Source organism: Halomonas sp. 5021, assembly GCF_036663435.1.
GTDB classification, from domain to species: Bacteria; Pseudomonadota; Gammaproteobacteria; order Pseudomonadales; family Halomonadaceae; genus Vreelandella; species Vreelandella janggokensis.
Genome location: NZ_JAXOVU010000010.1, coordinates 82069 through 98170, shown reverse-complemented (window position 1 = coordinate 98170; position 16102 = coordinate 82069). Strand labels below are relative to the sequence as shown.

At 47.2% G+C, this 16102-nt stretch carries 14 protein-coding genes and 1 pseudogene; 7 read left to right on the top strand and 8 right to left on the bottom strand.

All coding sequences use genetic code 11. The features are described from left to right. Nucleotides 1–350: 350 nt before the first annotated feature. Both R3F64_RS15100 and R3F64_RS15095 read left to right on the top strand, forming a co-directional pair. Nucleotides 351–2081 carry an ORC-CDC6 family AAA ATPase gene (locus R3F64_RS15100; RefSeq protein ID WP_332612349.1) on the top strand — a complete coding sequence of 577 codons (1731 nt, stop codon included), beginning with the start codon at nucleotides 351–353 and terminating at the stop codon, nucleotides 2079–2081. Continuing rightward, a complete protein-coding gene (locus R3F64_RS15095; RefSeq protein WP_332612347.1) occupies nucleotides 2078–2908 on the top strand; it encodes a hypothetical protein in 831 nt (276 codons plus the stop codon). Before R3F64_RS15100 ends, R3F64_RS15095 begins: the two co-directional genes overlap by 4 nt. Before the next feature lie 215 nt (nucleotides 2909–3123). On the opposite strand, the gene R3F64_RS15090 is transcribed toward R3F64_RS15095, so the two are convergent. Together R3F64_RS15090 and R3F64_RS15085 are read right to left on the bottom strand one after the other, a co-directional pair. Continuing rightward, on the bottom strand, nucleotides 3124–3453 hold the full coding sequence (locus tag R3F64_RS15090) for a hypothetical protein (protein ID WP_332612345.1): 330 nt from the start codon (nucleotides 3451–3453) through the stop codon (nucleotides 3124–3126). A gap of 91 nt (nucleotides 3454–3544) precedes the next feature. Next, nucleotides 3545–3733 (bottom strand): hypothetical protein, encoded by a 189-nt coding sequence (locus tag R3F64_RS15085; protein ID WP_332612343.1) that lies wholly within the window; start codon nucleotides 3731–3733, stop codon nucleotides 3545–3547. A 151-nt stretch (nucleotides 3734–3884) separates the two neighbouring features. On the opposite strand from R3F64_RS15085, the gene R3F64_RS15080 reads away from it, so the two are divergent. The 3 genes from R3F64_RS15080 to R3F64_RS15070 all read left to right on the top strand — a co-directional run bounded on the left by R3F64_RS15080 (nucleotide 3885) and on the right by R3F64_RS15070 (nucleotide 8240). After that, nucleotides 3885–5005 (top strand): IS3 family transposase gene (locus R3F64_RS15080; RefSeq protein WP_332612341.1). Its coding sequence is split into 2 segments (ribosomal slippage): nucleotides 3885–4143 and nucleotides 4143–5005, totalling 1122 coding nucleotides; the frame shifts between segments, so codons are not numbered across the junction. An 83-nt stretch (nucleotides 5006–5088) separates the two neighbouring features. Continuing rightward, nucleotides 5089–6819 carry a hypothetical protein gene (locus R3F64_RS15075; protein ID WP_332612339.1) on the top strand — a complete coding sequence of 577 codons (1731 nt, stop codon included), beginning with the start codon at nucleotides 5089–5091 and terminating at the stop codon, nucleotides 6817–6819. After that, on the top strand, nucleotides 6816–8240 hold the full coding sequence (locus tag R3F64_RS15070; protein ID WP_332612337.1) for a hypothetical protein: 1425 nt from the start codon (nucleotides 6816–6818) through the stop codon (nucleotides 8238–8240). Before R3F64_RS15075 ends, R3F64_RS15070 begins: the two co-directional genes overlap by 4 nt. 368 nt (nucleotides 8241–8608) lie before the next feature. Here R3F64_RS15070 and R3F64_RS15065 read toward each other — a convergent pair whose 3' ends face one another. From R3F64_RS15065 to R3F64_RS15050, 4 genes are all read right to left on the bottom strand, one after another. Further along, entirely contained in the window at nucleotides 8609–9160 is a 552-nt protein-coding gene (locus R3F64_RS15065) for a hypothetical protein (RefSeq protein WP_332612336.1), read from the bottom strand. Between the two features lie 120 nt (nucleotides 9161–9280). Next, nucleotides 9281–9736 carry a ParB N-terminal domain-containing protein gene (locus R3F64_RS15060; protein ID WP_332612335.1) on the bottom strand — a complete coding sequence of 152 codons (456 nt, stop codon included), beginning with the start codon at nucleotides 9734–9736 and terminating at the stop codon, nucleotides 9281–9283. Nucleotides 9737–9972: 236 nt separating this feature from the next. Continuing rightward, nucleotides 9973–10971 carry a 2,3-diaminopropionate biosynthesis protein SbnB gene (sbnB, locus tag R3F64_RS15055; RefSeq protein ID WP_332612333.1) on the bottom strand — a complete coding sequence of 333 codons (999 nt, stop codon included), beginning with the start codon at nucleotides 10969–10971 and terminating at the stop codon, nucleotides 9973–9975. Nucleotides 10972–10974: 3 nt separating this feature from the next. Continuing rightward, nucleotides 10975–11961, bottom strand: coding sequence for a pyridoxal-phosphate dependent enzyme (locus tag R3F64_RS15050; RefSeq protein WP_332612331.1), 987 nt, complete (start codon nucleotides 11959–11961; stop codon nucleotides 10975–10977). 282 nt (nucleotides 11962–12243) lie between these two features. On the opposite strand from R3F64_RS15050, the gene R3F64_RS15045 reads away from it, so the two are divergent. Further along, the gene (locus R3F64_RS15045; RefSeq protein ID WP_096298972.1) at nucleotides 12244–12705 is read left to right on the top strand and encodes an Lrp/AsnC family transcriptional regulator; all 462 of its coding nucleotides are present in this window, start codon (nucleotides 12244–12246) and stop codon (nucleotides 12703–12705) included. A 285-nt stretch (nucleotides 12706–12990) separates the two neighbouring features. Here the strand turns inward: R3F64_RS15045 and rarD are convergent, their stop codons facing one another. Then, nucleotides 12991–13902, bottom strand: coding sequence for an EamA family transporter RarD (gene rarD / locus R3F64_RS15040; RefSeq protein ID WP_332612327.1), 912 nt, complete (start codon nucleotides 13900–13902; stop codon nucleotides 12991–12993). Nucleotides 13903–14221: 319 nt separating this feature from the next. Then, entirely contained in the window at nucleotides 14222–15061 is an 840-nt protein-coding gene (locus tag R3F64_RS15035) for an EamA family transporter (protein WP_332612325.1), read from the bottom strand. A 100-nt stretch (nucleotides 15062–15161) separates the two neighbouring features. Between R3F64_RS15035 and R3F64_RS19435 the strand changes: the two are divergent. Further along, nucleotides 15162–16072: pseudogene (locus R3F64_RS19435) on the top strand (LysR family transcriptional regulator). The last annotated feature ends 30 nt before the right edge of the window (nucleotides 16073–16102 follow it).

Genomic DNA, 16102 nt, shown 5'->3' with positions numbered 1-16102 from the left:
GTTGTGAGCTACCTTGTACGCTAGCTTTTTCGAGGGAACAGCATGATCCATGCTCTCCAGGAGCTTTCTTTGGCGGGCCTTGCGCTTTTGTTTTGGTATCTGGCTTCGGCATAGCTGATCTGAAACATAGCGTGACGATCTTCCCGATTTGTGGATCTGGAGCTATTGTCTGAAATCAAGGGACCTTTTCAGAGGCTCCCTACGCCAACGAAACGATTATCAAATAATTGCTTTGCACGGCTCCCTAGCAGCTGGCAGAATTAAAACAGATAGTTACGACTAGAAAAAAACGACAACACTACCAAATCAATCATGCAAGGCAGTTTTAGTTAAACATAAGGGTTACAACTATGGGTACTACATCTAGCTTGAATCTAGATATAGAAGAAGAGTTACCGCTTGAAGAAAACTTCATCGAGCAAGCGGAATACATCGACCGTGCAAAATTCCAACAGTTGGCGGCAGAGCACCCTAATGAGACAGAAGTTTTAAAGAAGCTCATGGGTGGTGGTGCAAAGCTATTGATAGGACCTCGCGGCTGTGGCAAAAGCACCCTGATGAAGAAGGCCTATTACCGTCTTATTGAGGAAAGCGCCGATAAAACATTACCTGTTTATGTGAATTTTAAGCTCACTTTAAAGTTGGAGCCTTACTACGTAAATGGGGCTAATGCGTCGTATTGGTTTCGATCTTGGCTTATTGCAAAAATTCTTTTAGCCATATGGGAGGCTATTGAGGAGCATGGAAAACTTGTTGTGTCTGAGCTCTTTCCGCCAAAAGAGTTAATTATAAAAGCCATCAATTCATTAGAGGCAAGTAACGCAAATGCGGACCAGATAGATAAATTCACTTTATCATTTTTAACCGAGCATATTGAAAATCTGATTTCAAGGAGCGAGCTTCAGCGCTGTGTGATTCTTATAGATGACGCCGCTCACTCATTCTCCGAGAAACAGCAAGAAGATTTCTTTGACTTCTTTCGAGCAGTAAAGTCAAGAATTATTTCTCCAAAGGCGGCAATCTACCCTGGTATAACTTCAAATTCTGCTAATTTCCATGTTGGGCACGACGCGGAGCAAATTAATGCATGGATTAAGCCATCTGGTAAAGAGTATGAAGACTTCATGCTTTCTTTAGCTAGGAAGAGGTTCGAGGGCGCTGATTTTGACTTTATCTCGGGAAACGAGGAAGACATAATATTACTTGCATATGCAGCATTCGGAATTCCCAGAGGATTTCTAGGAATGCTACGCTCTGTATTCAATTCTCCAAAGACGTATATGAATGCTAACGGCGGCCTGAATAAATCAAAGTTGTTGCGTCTATCTCGTGTCGGAAGAGATATGTCGCATGCTGTTTATGATTCACTTACCGCTAAATTACCCTCTTATGAAAGTTATGTGGAAAATGGATCTAGGGCTCATCAAGCAATACTTGCGCAGATAAGAATCTTTAATAAGGGAAAGCCGCTTGAAAAACAGGGCCTGCAGTTTGCTGTAAAGACACCGATTAACGCAGATTTAGAAAAAGTGTTCGGTTTTCTTCAATATTCGGGGCTGATCATGTCATCCGGCTCAGTTCTTAAGGGGGAAAAAGGAGCATTCCAACATTATCACATCCACATCGGTGATCTGGTTGCGGAAAATATTATTGTAGGAAGCCGAACCAAGTCAGTTATATCGTTTCTCAAAGTTATTCGGGCACCAAAGCATCAAGCTTGGCCGAAATTAACATCTGCCTCAATTTTCGAGAAGGCAGAACTTGCCTCAGAAGATTTCACCCTTGCGCTGCCTCTTTGTCATGTTTGCTCAACTCCTAGAAGCAATCCAGAGGCAAGGTTTTGTTCCAACTGTGGGGCACAGCTAAAGCCGTCTTCAGCCTATGAAGAACTTGTTAAACGCGATATATCAGCTCTTCCAATTTCAAAAAGACTAGAGAAAAGAATTAAAGAGCATTCTCCAATTCGTAGAATTCGAGATATTCTTACAGATGCCAATCGAGAGACATTACTTGGGATTCCATATATAGGTAAAGCACGAGCGCAAGCTATATTAGGACATGCCGAGGAGTATGTTTCATGAAGTTCTTGATATCAGATTATGTGAATGAGGCTCCTTCATCTAACAGCATGGGATCGGTGCATTCCTATTTGGTTGAAACTGATCTCCCTTGTCCGGTTGATGCTTATATTGATTATTCTAGAAGTTTGCTTGCTTATGGAACCGAAGATAATCTTCAAGAAAATAAGCATCTTGGCGGCTTGCTTTTGCTTGGTGCTGTTTCCGCTGCGGAAGCATATTTTCGTTCTATATTATCGCTTACTCTGGAATCGTGCCCCATATCACGTGAACATGCCGCCGAAAAGCAAATAAATTTAGGTGGTGTATTGTGGCATGGACATGCCGAATTTCGAAGAAGTGCATTTGAACATCTTACTTTTTGCTCAAAAGAAGAAATCACGAAGGCTGCTAGACAATACCTCAAATTCGAACTCAAAGACTCTAGCTTCAAAGGCCCCCTTGAACAATACGATCTTGTTTGCCATTTGCGACATGGAATAGTACATAACGCTGGTATTTTGCCTGGAAGAAATGCAGTTCAGATCGGAGCGAAAAATTACAAAAAACCAGTCAGGATTTCTGTAGATTTCGTAACATTGCAAAAATCTATAGAAGCAATTGACAGCTTAGTCCTCACATTTAATCGCGAGCTTTTTGATGAGATGTGCCGGAGGTGGGCGGTTGAATGGAGGAAAAGATCGGATTGGGATCCTGACATGGAAGATAAAATCTTTAATAAAATTTGGAAGACGTACTTTTGTCGCGAATTGCATGGTAATCGGCAAGGAAAATCTTCAATAACTAGAGCGAAATGTCTTTCGGAAGTAAAAGGTAGGTATGATCTTTAGAGAAATAGTCATAGGAAGCAATGTTTTTTTGCATGTAAGCTTCGTTATTTCTTTCTGCATTTTAGAGTGGGGAAAATTCTTTTACATTAAGTAAATCAATAATTAGCAAGACCAAGGATGGTCTCGCTTAAAAGATTTATATCAGTTCTGTTTGCGAATATTGTTTTAGTGTTGTTTAAAATCATCACCAGTTACCGATTTATGTATCTTTCAGCCTAATCACGACGGACTCTAGGAAGCGGTTCCATTAGCCTCTGTTGTGAGAGTCCAGCAATGCTAGCGTTATAAATGAATCGCTGGGCGACTTCAGCCATCTTTCCCAGCTCAGCTCTAAGCGCTTCATTCTCTTGCTCTAGGCGAGCAATCTTTTTCATAGCGTCTAACATGCTTTGCGGCCTTGGCACACCCTCGTCCTTGGCGATTGCATCTTTTCGTTGCTTCTTCTTTATCTGGTATGCGTTCTTCAGTATTAGTTTTCCGGAGAGAGCTTGGCGGGTCGGCACATAGCCCAGGATAATTTTTGAGGCGGTGATGGTCTTAGTCATTGTCTGGCCCCCTCAGTAGATCAAGGCAGGCCAGAAGTTCATTACCGTACTCGACTCCCAGCTCCTTCCTGTCCAGCAGCTTAATGCCTGCCTATGCGGCCTTGTCATCGATAAGTACCTGCTCATGGCTAAAGTCCGAACTGTCGGCTAGTTCGATAGGGCTGCCATCGGGGATTCGCTCGTCGTTTAGGATGTTTAGAAGTTGAGTCAGGCGTCCGATCTGTGGCTCCACCACCTGCATCCAACGTGTTGCGACACGCTCCCCATTCTCGACAGCCATCTTTGCAGCCTTGAGCGTCCGAGCTAGATATTCTCGATCCTTGGCTATTGTAACTGCTGCCAGCTTGTCGCCTTTGCATATAAGCGATGTCACCCCCTGATTGAGTAGCGCTACACTTTAGAGTCCGATCCTATGGGTAAGGAGATTGGACATGAAGAAGCGTTTCAGCGAAGAACAGATCATTGGTTTCCTAGGCGAAGCCGAAGCGGGGTTGCCCATCAAGGAGCTGTGCCGTCGGCACGGTTTCTCAGAAGCCAGTTACTATCTATGGCGGAGCAAGTTTGGTGGTATGAGCGTGCCCGATGCCAAGCGACTCAAAGAACTCGAAGCCGAAAATGCACGTTTGAAAAAGCTGCTCGCGGAGTCGCTACTGGAAATGGATGTCACTCGCGAGGCGCTGAGAAAAAAGTGGTGAGCGCCCCGGCACGCCGAGACGTGGTGCACTTTATGGTGTCACGTGGCCTGAGCGAGCGCCGAGCGCTCCGTGTCATCCGTATGAGTGTCAGTGCATTGCACTATCGATCGGCCCCTGATCGCAATGAGGCATTGCGTGAACGCATTGTTGCCTTGGCACATCGGCATCGTCGCTATGGCGCTGGCATGATCTACCTGAAACTGCGTCAAGCCGGTGAACAGGTCAATCATAAGCGCGTCGAACGCCTCTACGCGGCGGCTCAGTTGCAGGTAAAACACCGCAAACGCAAGAAGGTTCCCACGTCTGAGCGGATGCCCCTTGGCCGCCCTGGTGCCGCTAATCAGGTCTGGTCAATGGATTTTGTGTTTGACCGGACGGCAGGTGAGCGAGTGATAAAGAGCCTCACCATTGTCGACGACGCTACCCATGAAGCCGTGGCGATCGTGCCTGAACGTGCCATTAGCGGACTGTTTTTAACACGTATTCTGGATCATCTGGCTTTACAGCGTGGCCTACCTGGCGCCATTCGTACGGATAATGGAAAGGAATTCTGTGGGCGCGCCATGCTGTCATGGGCTCATCTACGTGGCGTTGCCCTGTTTTTAATCGAACCTGGAAAACCCAACCAAAACGCCTACATCGAATCGTTCAATGGGCGCTTTCGAGATGAATGTCTGAATGAGCACTGGTTCACCAGCCTTCATCACGCCAAGGTGGTCATCGAGGCATGGAAGCGGGAGTACAACGAAGAAAGGCCGAAGAAGCGTCTTGGAGGGCTGACACCGTCAGCCTATGCCGAGCAACTGGTGGTAAAACACGATAGAGTTACTTCTGACTCTAAACCCGGGTGCTACTGAAGATGGGGTGACGTCGAGGGAATTCATCAACTTTTAGAGCCTCGTAAGCTCTTTTGTAAACAAAGAATCCAATGGGTGGGCCAATGGCAACAGAGGAGACACCGGTAGACGAGATGGAATTAGCTACTCAGCTGCGTACACGCGGTTTGGTTCGTACTGTTGTGGATCGGGGGAGGCGGCGTCTAGACGATAACCGCTCTGCGTTGATCGAGACTCTCGCAACCATATTGAACGCTACCGATGCGCCACCCCTTGACCTCCATATCGAAGAAGCGCTGGCAGAGCTGGAGGGACGGCGCTTCTTCCTCGTCCAGCATGTTCTATGCGATCTGATACCTCTTCTGAATGTTGATCAGGAGGTCCTTCTTGCCTTCATCTCGCGCTTGCTGGATACAGGCGGCAACGATCTGGATACTGGCGCCCTGAGTACCGCTTTTGGGGAATGGACGAAGAAAGACGCAGCCAGATCTTCCAAGGTTTACGAATCAGCGCGTACCGGCGATAACCGCGCTCTGCGTCAACTATCCACGGTTCTCCTAATGAACGCTGATGTCGAGGAAGGCCTAATTTTCGCGCAAGCTCACGATCGGGAAGCGAAGCTCGCAGCCATCTCGGCTTTGGGTGCCATGGAATTGGGTGAACGCTACCGTGAGGTACTCGACACACTAACCCAAGAAGCGTCCACCGACGATGAGGATACCGCCCTTCGGTCCCTCGAAGCGGGCTACCGCGCTGCTGCAAAGCGAAAAGTATGCGCACCAGCCAGTTTCGACGAACAACTCGAACGAACCCTCCAGACGCAGAGCCCATCTGCGATTCACTTGGCGGCAGATCTGCTGTGGCGTTATCGGGAAGGCCTCACAGAGAACGTCATAGACCTGTGTCTCTATACTGTTGCAGATGTTGACCCAGACGATATTGTAACCATCTCGCACATTGATCATGCCTCATACCAACTTGTGAGAGATGGGCGCGCTGAAAAGGTGATCCGACTACTTGGTGAGTTGATCGATCGTTCAAAGGGGCAGATTACGCTAGGCGCGTTCCAGAGTACGTACCACGCGTTGACGCATGCAGGCGGTGAGGTGCTTGGCAGTGCGGTTATTTACTGGTTGCTCAATGGGGGAGTACACACTCGTAAATGCGTGGCGAATGAAGTATGCAGTGTTGGAAACGATGTTCCACCTTTCTCAATCCCCAAGTCCTCTCTTCCAACGGACTCATCAGACCAGCTGTTCCTTTGCCGGAAGGCTGTCGGGTGGTTCTTTATCGATCCACTGGCAGCGGTTGCTATACCATTAGCGATACTTCGCGACGGATGCCCGGATATAGCCAGTGATGTCCTCAGTCTGATCTACAACCCTCTGCTCCTGAGCTATGGTGGCAAGTTGAAGGACTACCTTGAACGCTACGTTGAAGAAGGCGGAGCGAATGGCTCTAGTATTACTGAACTGCTCACACGAAAGGCTGCCTTTCAGGAGGCGATTGAGGGTATTGAACATTTGGTTGAACTGCACCCCAGCGAAATGCAGCGTGAGGTAGAGCGTACGCAGTGGAATGAGAGGATGGAACGAGGCATGGAGCAGGAAAGTCGGAGATCTATATTTGAGGATATCTTCGCCAAGCAATATATCCTTTATGGCCGCTCTTCGCTGACGCCGATTCATACTGGTGAGGGCGCCACGCATTTTACCGAGATCGAGATGAAATCGTTCTCGGTCTTGTCCGAATTGCCTCTCCTCAATATTGTTGACCCGGTCGGCCTCGACCACATGTTTTTCCACTTCAAGCTTGAACCGCGAGAACAACGATGAAACTTGTCGTGACGCACTATCTGCGCTCGCTGCGTGAACGTGACGAACTCGACGCTATTTTGCCCGATCTTCTGGCCGAGAATGGATTCGAAGTTCTAACCCGTCCCCGCCGTGGCACGCGGCAAGCCGGTGTCGACGTCGCTGCAGTCGGCCCCAATCCTGATCGCGATGGCGCTCAAAGCCTGTTCCTGTTCACAATCAAGTCCGGCGATTTGACACGAGAGCATTGGGATACCGGTCAGCAGGCCGTGCGGCCGTCGCTTAACGAGGTTCTGGATGACTACATTCCGAACCGCATCCCGCCCCACCTGACGGATCTGCCCATCGTCATTTGTGTCTGCATGGGTGGTGAAATGCGCGAAGATGTTCGTGCCCAGTGGAGCGGCTTCTGTCGGATGAACGAGAAGCCCAACGTTTACTTCGCCGAGTGGAACGGAGATCGCCTTGCGGATCTGATCCTAAGCGGGATGCTACGGGCAGAGTTAATCGAGAGCGAGAACCGGGGAGTATTTCAGAAGGCGCTAGCGATGCTTGATCAGCCCGACGTCGCTTATCGGCATTTCCGTGACTTGCTCGATGCCATCTTCACTGAGCCGAAGAACCAGACAGAGCGGACACGCCAGCTACGCAAAGCCTACTTGTGCCTTTGGATACTCTTCGTATGGGCTCGCGACGCTGGTAACCTCGAGGCAGCGTATCGAGCATCTGAACTGGTGCTGCTGCGTAGCTGGCCGTACTGCGATAATACCCGTCTGCGCAAAGGGTCGACGCAACAGGAGCGGCTGGCTCATTTCGATCAGGTCTTGAAACTTCATATCATCATCGCCAACCTTCTTCTCGTCGAGAAGATTGGGCCGTTCGCCGATAAGCGATACGCGCTTTCAATGGCCGTAAATTCACGCAACGCGGTCGACATCAACATCGCGCTGTTCGAGACGCTGGGGAGGTTGTCTCTCCACGGACTATGGTTGGATGCCATTAGTGCATCGCAGGACGAGGCGTTTGCGCAGGCAATGAGTGAAGGGGCGGATAAGGTGCTTAACATAGCGATCGGGATGCTGAACGCGAACCCGGCGCTCGCAGCCCCCGTTCGCGACGATTTCACGATCGAGCTGGCTCTGTTTATGCGAATTGCAGACGTGCGTGGCCGTCTTTCTAATGTTGCTGACTATATCCGTGGCATATCCGATCACCTATGCAACGGACTGAAAACTCGGAAGCACTACCCTACGCCGACGACAGATTATCGAGACGTCCTTGCCCACCCCAAAGACCACAGCGATGCATACTTCGAAGAGCACACGCGCGCGGGGATTCTTTACACTTTTGTACTCGCTTGGCTTGCGATGATCGGAGATCAGGAACGCGCAGAACGCTTGCGTAGCACGTTGTTAGAGCACGCTCCGCACATGACCCACTAAATCTGGGTTCCCGACGGACGAACGGATGATGTGTTCTGGAATGGTGATCGAGATCATGGGTTGTCGGTACCAGGGCTGCCACTCAACGACTCGCTAGAGGCCGTTTTTAATCTACTTAATCGCGTGATGGAAGAGCATCCGTTGCATGAGCGAGTAAGTGCTGTGAGAGTAGGTCTGATCCCTATCCTTCTCACGGCCTGCCGCCATTATCGTATGCCTGTGCCACCGCACGTTTGGCAAGGTCAGGATCGTTCCACACCGGACAGTACCGCCTCTTGAAGTGAACTCTTCCAGAACTGTGCAAGCAAAAGAACACTTCACGGTGGAACCGGTATGAAAGACCTTCAAGCTGAGCGCTTGGCGAAAGTTTAGTAAGTGCTCACCGTAATCAGCACCGTCGCCACAATAGACAGCACTACCCCCATCATACTGGTGCCGCTAAACGCCTCCTTCCGAACCAGCGAGCCGAACACGACCGGTATCAGCGGGTACATCGACACAATCACGATGCTGATAATGGCGAGTTGTCCTTGCCGTGATAGCGCATAGAGCGTAAGCCCGAGTGTGCTGATACCGCCTGCTATTGTGGCGAAAAGTGGAAAGCGTTTTTGTGCCGGCTTTGCGCGTTGGTAAAACGGCGGCAAACATAGGGCCCCGCTTAGCATGCAGAGGGCGATGCCATACAACGCCGCGTGGTTGGGTACCTGCCCAAGGAAGTGCAATTGCAGGACAAACCCCAAGCCTGCACCCAAACCAAAGAGCAGGCCTGTTTGGGTCGTGCTGTTCACCTGCCCTTTGTTTAACCGGCCACCGCCCGCCGTTAACCAGATAGCGGGCAGGGCGATCATCACACCGAGCCATACCCAGGCGTTGGGCCGCTCGCCAAGAAACACCAGAGAGAGTGCAAGGGCGATAGACATGCGGTCTCCTGGTCACGATGATATGGGAAGGGCCTGCATAGAAGCCGCTAACATGCGGCTAGAAACTCGATTAGGTCATGGTCGCCATGAGGATTTGTGATGATCAGAGGTGCGGATTTCTCAATAGATTAAGTCTCTTAAAGCCACTTTTAGACTCGGTAATGGAACTGTAAGATCGTGCTTTGTGCTTTTTAATGGGAGTGGCACTCCTGATAAAGCTGCAGAAATGATCTCTTCAGGGCTGAAAAATTTTCCAGGCTCCCACCCACTAAGAAGAACTCTTGGGTCACCATAGCTCAGCTTTACTACTGGTACTTTTCTCAGGTTCAACTTTAAAGCGACAGCAGTACGGTGGTGGCCATCCATGATAGCCAATGAATTTTGTTCAACCAAAATAGGGGTCGTCCAAAATCCCTTTTTCTTCACTTTTCCTATCAGTTCTCCTACTCGTACCGGGTCATGACGTTCTGTTGGCAAAAGAGCACTAGGCGGTACGTATTCAACCGAGTATCCCAAGTGAAACATATTCTCTTCACCAGTAATTTTCTGAGTAAATTTGAAAGAATCGTCGTGCATCTTAATAACCCTCAGTTGTGAGCTTTTTCTAACCTATTGTTTTATCTTGGATTCATAATCATCGTCTTCCTTATAAAAATAAGATTACTATTTTTAGATATAGCTCCGCGTCCCTTTTATAAAGGGCCTTATTATGGCCCTAAGAAATGCAAGGAAATACCTCAATAAGTGCTCTTCAGGAAATGTTCGGCTAGCGTTTTCTTTGATCCACACTGACTAAGCGAGTTTAATGAAGATCACAAACGCTTCATGTCTGGCAAGAAACCTTCAATATCTACAGTAGAAGCATCATTATATTTGTATTTATATATATGATAAGCTAAAGCCAAATCTAGAACGCCCAAGCCAAAGGGGGAGATAACAATTGGCTGGCTGGTGTCGTCTTCGAAGCTACCGTCTAATACATCAGCTATTACAGCATTTATGAAATCTCTATTACCCAGCTTTTGCTCAGTGAGATGGCAAGAAGTCTGCGCTTTCAAGCAATGATCGATATCATCTACCACATTGAGAGAGTTTTCTATAATTATCGGATGAAGATCTCTTAGTGAGATATTGAGAATTATCTGCCGTTTGAGGTCTATATCGCCTATATCAATATATGGATCAAGAGAAGTTGTCGTCAATATCACTAAGTCAGATTCAAATGCCTCTTTAAGAGTGGAAGCAATTCTGCATTTTTCAAATTGATTGTTTTTCTCTACAAAGCCTTCGGCATATTTTTCGTTAACGTCATAAACCATTAATTCTTTTATACCAAAACCCAGCGCTACTACATAATTTATGGTTTTTTGTCCCAGCACTCCACAACCTACTAGGGTCACTGTCTTAATCTCTCTTCCTCGTTCACTCAATGCACCAACAGTCATTGCGCCTGATGCAGCCGTTCGATGTGCGCTTATTTGAGAAGCTTCTAGTAAAGCTAATGGATAGCCTGTTCGGTAATCATTCAGGATCATGGTGGCAGAGGCACGTTGAAGATTCTTTTCGATGTTACCAGGATAGCTAGCAATCCATTTAATGCCTGCAATCTGAGTGTTTGGATCGTTGATAGACGCTGGCAGCGCTATAATTCGATCCTTATCATTACCTGGAAATTTCAAGAAGTAACTATCTGGATTGTTTGTATAACCATTTTTATGCATCAGATACGTTTCTTCAACTATCTTCAATACAGATTCAGTCTCTTGGTCAAGATAATTGGAAATTTCAATGCCTCTGATTACCTTAAACATAATTTATAGCTCCACTTGAGAAGTTTTGGATTCATTGCTACTAAGGTTCATGTTGCGCCATTCACTACCGAATTTTTCGTCGCACCACTCGTCGTTATACATTGTGTCTATATACTTACTCCCTAAATCCGGCGATATGGCTACCAACACTTCGTCTGTCGCGTTAATATCCTCATACATGCCAGCGAGCACAGTACAAGTAGAGGCACCGAGTAATAGTCCGTATTTTCTTGCAATGTATCTAGAGACAGCAACGGTCTGACTTTCTTTAACACTGATCAGGCGATTGAAGCTTTCTTTTTTGAAAAATATTGGTGGCACACTAGAACCAAGGCCAGGAAGATATCTTGGACTGGCGTTACCCCCAAAAGTGACTGATCCAACAGAGTCGACTGCTATTAAATCTATTTCAGGAAAATATTTTTTAAAGTAATTTGATACGCCCATAGCAGTACCAGTGGTTCCGGCACCGATGTAAATCTTACGCACGTCCGAGCAATTAATATTTATTTGACGAGCTGTTTCAGAAAAGTGTATAGCAGGGTTTGCCTCACACTCATATTGGTTTACCCATATAATAGTATCATCATATGAAAGTCGTTCTCTAATGTAATTTTTCCTGGTTCCGAGGTAACCACCAGACTCATCCTTAGTATTCACGACCACTACATTTGCACCCATTGCTTTCATAATGGCAATGTTGGTAGCATTGGTGTTGGGGTCAACTATACATATGAACTCGTAACCGCGGCTAGCCGCTATCATGCTCAGCGCTACGCCTAGGTTTCCTGAACTTGACTCTATAAATCTTTTATTTTTCTTGAGACCAAGATTCTCTTCCGCGTAATTCACAAGTGCTTTAGCAGTGCGAAGCTTAATAGATTCAGCAAAATTCATGCCTTCTAGCTTCAACGTTACATCAAACCTCCCAAAGCAATTCCTTAAAATTATAAAATCATTTGCTCTAACCGAATCTTCAACTGCTTCCATTATATTACTCATTTCGAACGCCTCTTAGTGATTTTTCGGAAGACAAGTTTTCAAATGACCCTTGAGAAGGGACTATGTTTTTTTGAGGTTTTGGTTTTATATAAAAACCTACGTTGCACTCACGTCGAGTCTAAAAGGGCATCAGCTCCGAGCTTGCCTTCGCCTGTGTCGCTTTTGCATTTATATCATGGCAAAATAATTTGATTAGAAATTGCTTTTATACACCCGTTCGATATAGAATTTTGCGTATTCAGGTACTTTTTCGATAAGAGGCTTCGCTTTATGGATCCTAAAGATGCGGCACTACTAAACCTTCTACAGAATGATGCAAGCTTAACTCTCGAACGCCTGGCAGACGCAGTATCACTTTCAGTGCCAGCAGTTCAACGTCGCATCAAGCGCTTGCGTAACAGTGGAGTAATAAAAGGAAATGTTATCGTTGTAGATCCGGTTGCCGTGGATATGAACATGACTTTTATAATAATTGTCGAACTCGAAAGGGATAGGTCTGAGCATATAGAGTCATTTCGGCGTAAAGCTATAAAAGAGCCATTGGTTCAACAGTGCTACTACGTTACAGGCGAAGGTGATTTTGTAATTATTAGCATCGCAAAGAATATGGAAGATTTTGAAGCCATGACACATAGGCTTTTGTTCGAGGACAGCAATGTGCGTGGCTTTAAAACCTCTATTTCCATGGGAAAATCTTACAAGACGCTTTACGTTCCAATAGAAGCATCTTAGCCCGAATTTATCATGGGGCATAAAAGAAAGCGGATGAAAGTGTCATAGTTACAAGGTCTTACACCAAATAACAACACCAAAATCCGCTTTCAAAATGGTCCTGTGGGGTACCGGATGAATTGCTGCAGAAGCTCCCTGGCTACCATCAGAGGATAACTTCTATAGCTCATTTGATCATCCGGGATCCCACAGTTAGATAATAAACAATGCTAGGATAGCTCACTGTTAATTAATTAAAAATTTAGCTTGCTGCTATCAATACTTAGAATAGATCATTTCTAATATCTATATGTGCGTAATTTTTTCTTTTCTGAACTTATGATTGACACAAAGGCTATTGATGCCCTCTACGATAAGAAGAAATACAGAAAACCATATTGCTAAGTAGGTAGGCCATTCTGATGCTTTGATTTCCTCTCCAAGTATTAAGGCTACTAATAAAAGTAAAGCTGGCTCTACATATACTAAAAGGCCAAAAAGTGTCAGGTTGAGGTGAGGGCCTGATAAAGCTTGAAATGTTAGGGCAGAGGCACTCAACACCCCAAGTCCTATGACTAACCATAGAGTATCTATATTAACCCATATGTCTGATGTTATTTCTCCGCCAGCAAAAATAAAGATTACGCTTATTGGCAAGCTCAAAACCATATCTACCCACAGGCTCCCAATATTATTAGTGTCTGTTTTTCTTCTTAGCCAGAAATAAAAAGGATATCCTAACCCAACAGCCAAGGTCGGCCAGGCAAGGCTTTCAGAATACCCTATTTGATAAAGTATACCAACAAATGCGAAGAAACATGCTACCTTCTGATATCCCGTCATTCTATCTTGAAAAGCTATTTTACCTATCAGAACCATTGTTAATGGCATAATAAAATAACCAAGGGATACTGATAGACCATGACCATTTCCGGGAGCCCAAACGAATAGCCAAAGTTGGAAACTCAGCATTGCTGCTGAAAAAAACCTCGTCACTATAAATATTATGCTCTTAGTAAGCCTATGATATATCTTAACAACTTGACGCCAGTATCCCCTTGTTATGATGAATAAAGTCAAGCAAGGGAATGTTAAAAGCATACGCCACCCAAAAATTTCTTCCCCATCAAGATTGGTAAGAAGAGAAGTGTATGCAAACATAGCTGCAAATAAGAAAGATGCTATCACATTCAATGTGACCCCAATCGTAGTGTTCATTTTAAACCTGCGTTATTTAAAGAATTAGCTTGCTTGGGTTTATTTTCCTATGATTCACTATCAAAAATGATTTTTTATTAAGCCCTTTTACGCAAAAATTTTTCGTTTTAGGTGCTTAATGCGACCTTTTCATGGATTAGCCACGTTGGCTCAATGAGATCTTCCATATTATGTTGTCGCAACGAGTCAAATTTGAGGCGCTGCTAGGGTGGCCAGAGTCAAAGACCTTGCCCCATCTACGTTTTCCGAAGAGAGTCTTATATGCTTTAAAGCGACTGGAAAACATGGAAGGCCAATCAAGACGCTCGTCTTCAGGTGTCTAACCATTACCTGCCACTATCAACACCGTCGCGAGAAGCGATAGCGCTATCCCCACAGCAGATGCGCCGCTAACCCTTTCCCTGCGCACCAGCGAGCCAAACACGACGGGAATCATTGGGTACATCGACACAATCACGATGCTGATAATGGCAAGCTGGCCTTCCCGTGATATCGCATACAGCGTTAGCCCTAGTGCACTGATGCCGCCCGCTGCGGTTGCCAGCAGTGGAAAGCGTTTTCGTGCTAGGTGTGCGTGTTGATAAAAGGGCAGACAGCATACGGCGCCGCTGAACATACAGAGTGCGATACCGTAAAAAGCAGCATGGTCGGGCACTTGGCCCAGTAAGTGAAGCTGCAAGGCAAACCCCAAGCCTGCGCCTAAACCCAATAGCAGGCCCGCTTGGGTGCTGCTATTCATCCGCGCCTTGTTCGGTTTGCCCCCACCCGCTGTTAACCATATGGCGGGCAGGGCGATCATCACGCCTAGCGATACTCGCGCATTGGGTCGCTCGCCAAGGAAAGCTAGCGAGAGTCCGAGGGCGATGACCACCATGGAGACAGCGCTAACGGGCACGACGAGAGCAAAGGGAGCCTGCGACAAACCTTTATAAAGCAGTAATGCGCCCAGGGCCGAGCCCATGCCAGCCAGTGCGCCCGATTGCCAGGCGGCAGGCTCCCATGTGGAAAAGAGTAGCGCGCCTGCGAGGCTGACAAGCGCGCCACCCAGATGGGTGTAAAACGCAATATTGAGCGGCGGGTAAAAACGGGCGAGCAAGCCATTGATAAAGTGGGTACTGCCGAGCAATAACATGGCGCTAAGCGCAAGGGCGATGGACATGCGGTTTCCAGGTCAGGATGATAAATGGAAAGGTCAGCCTATAAGGCGCTCACGTGCGGCCGGAAACCCAGTTAACTCATGGTCACCATGAGGAGATGTGATGATTAGAGGCGCAGATATCTCTATCGCCCAACTGCGTGTATTGCTCACCGTGGCAGAGGAGCAGTCCTACACGCGTGCTGCCGCGTGCCTTGGCGTTAGCCAATCCGGCGTTAGTCACTCGATGCAGGCGTTAGAAAAACTGGCTGGTGGCCCGCTTATCACAAAAACGGCGGAAGGTTTGGAGCCAACGGCTTTAGGAGAGTTGGTACTTACTACTGCCAGGAAGGTTGTGAGAGAGCTTCAGGTATTAAGCCAGCAAGTGGCTCAGTTCCATGACGAAGTAGATGAAACGCTGAAAATTGGCGTTATACCCAGTGCGTTAGCGGGATGGTTGTCGCCGCAACTTTCGAGCTTAACGAGCCGCTACCCTGATGCCATTAGCCTTGTACTGGAAGGCATGGAGGAGGAGATAAAGGAGTGGGTGGAAAGTGGCGTGATCAACATGGGCATAACGACCGATGTGACGCAGCTTAATGTCACCTACTGGCGTGAGCACTTTGATTGGCAGCGGTTAAAAAAGACGAGATCGTTGCCGTACTGCCCGAAAATCACCCACTCAGCAAACAAGCCAGCGTGACGGTGGCACAGTTAGCAGAGTACCCGCTTGTTATGTCGTCAGGCGGTTGTGAGGCGCTTATCCAGCAGATATTTGCCCACTCATTGGAAGAGGTCGAAACCTTCCAGGTGGATTTTTGGGTACGCGATACCTGCACGTTATTGCAGATGGTCGCTGGCGATGTCGGGGTGAGCTTTGTGCCCACTTTGGCCTTAACAAGTAAGCCAATGCCTGGCGTGGTGACGCGCCCTTTATCGCCGAGGCGGGATCGAAACCTGATTGCCTTTTGGCCCAAAAAGGAGCCGCTTAGCCGGATAGGTAGGCACTTGCTGAGTGATAGCAATCCTTTGTAGGCCCTTCATCACAACGTGTGAATGTTTTAC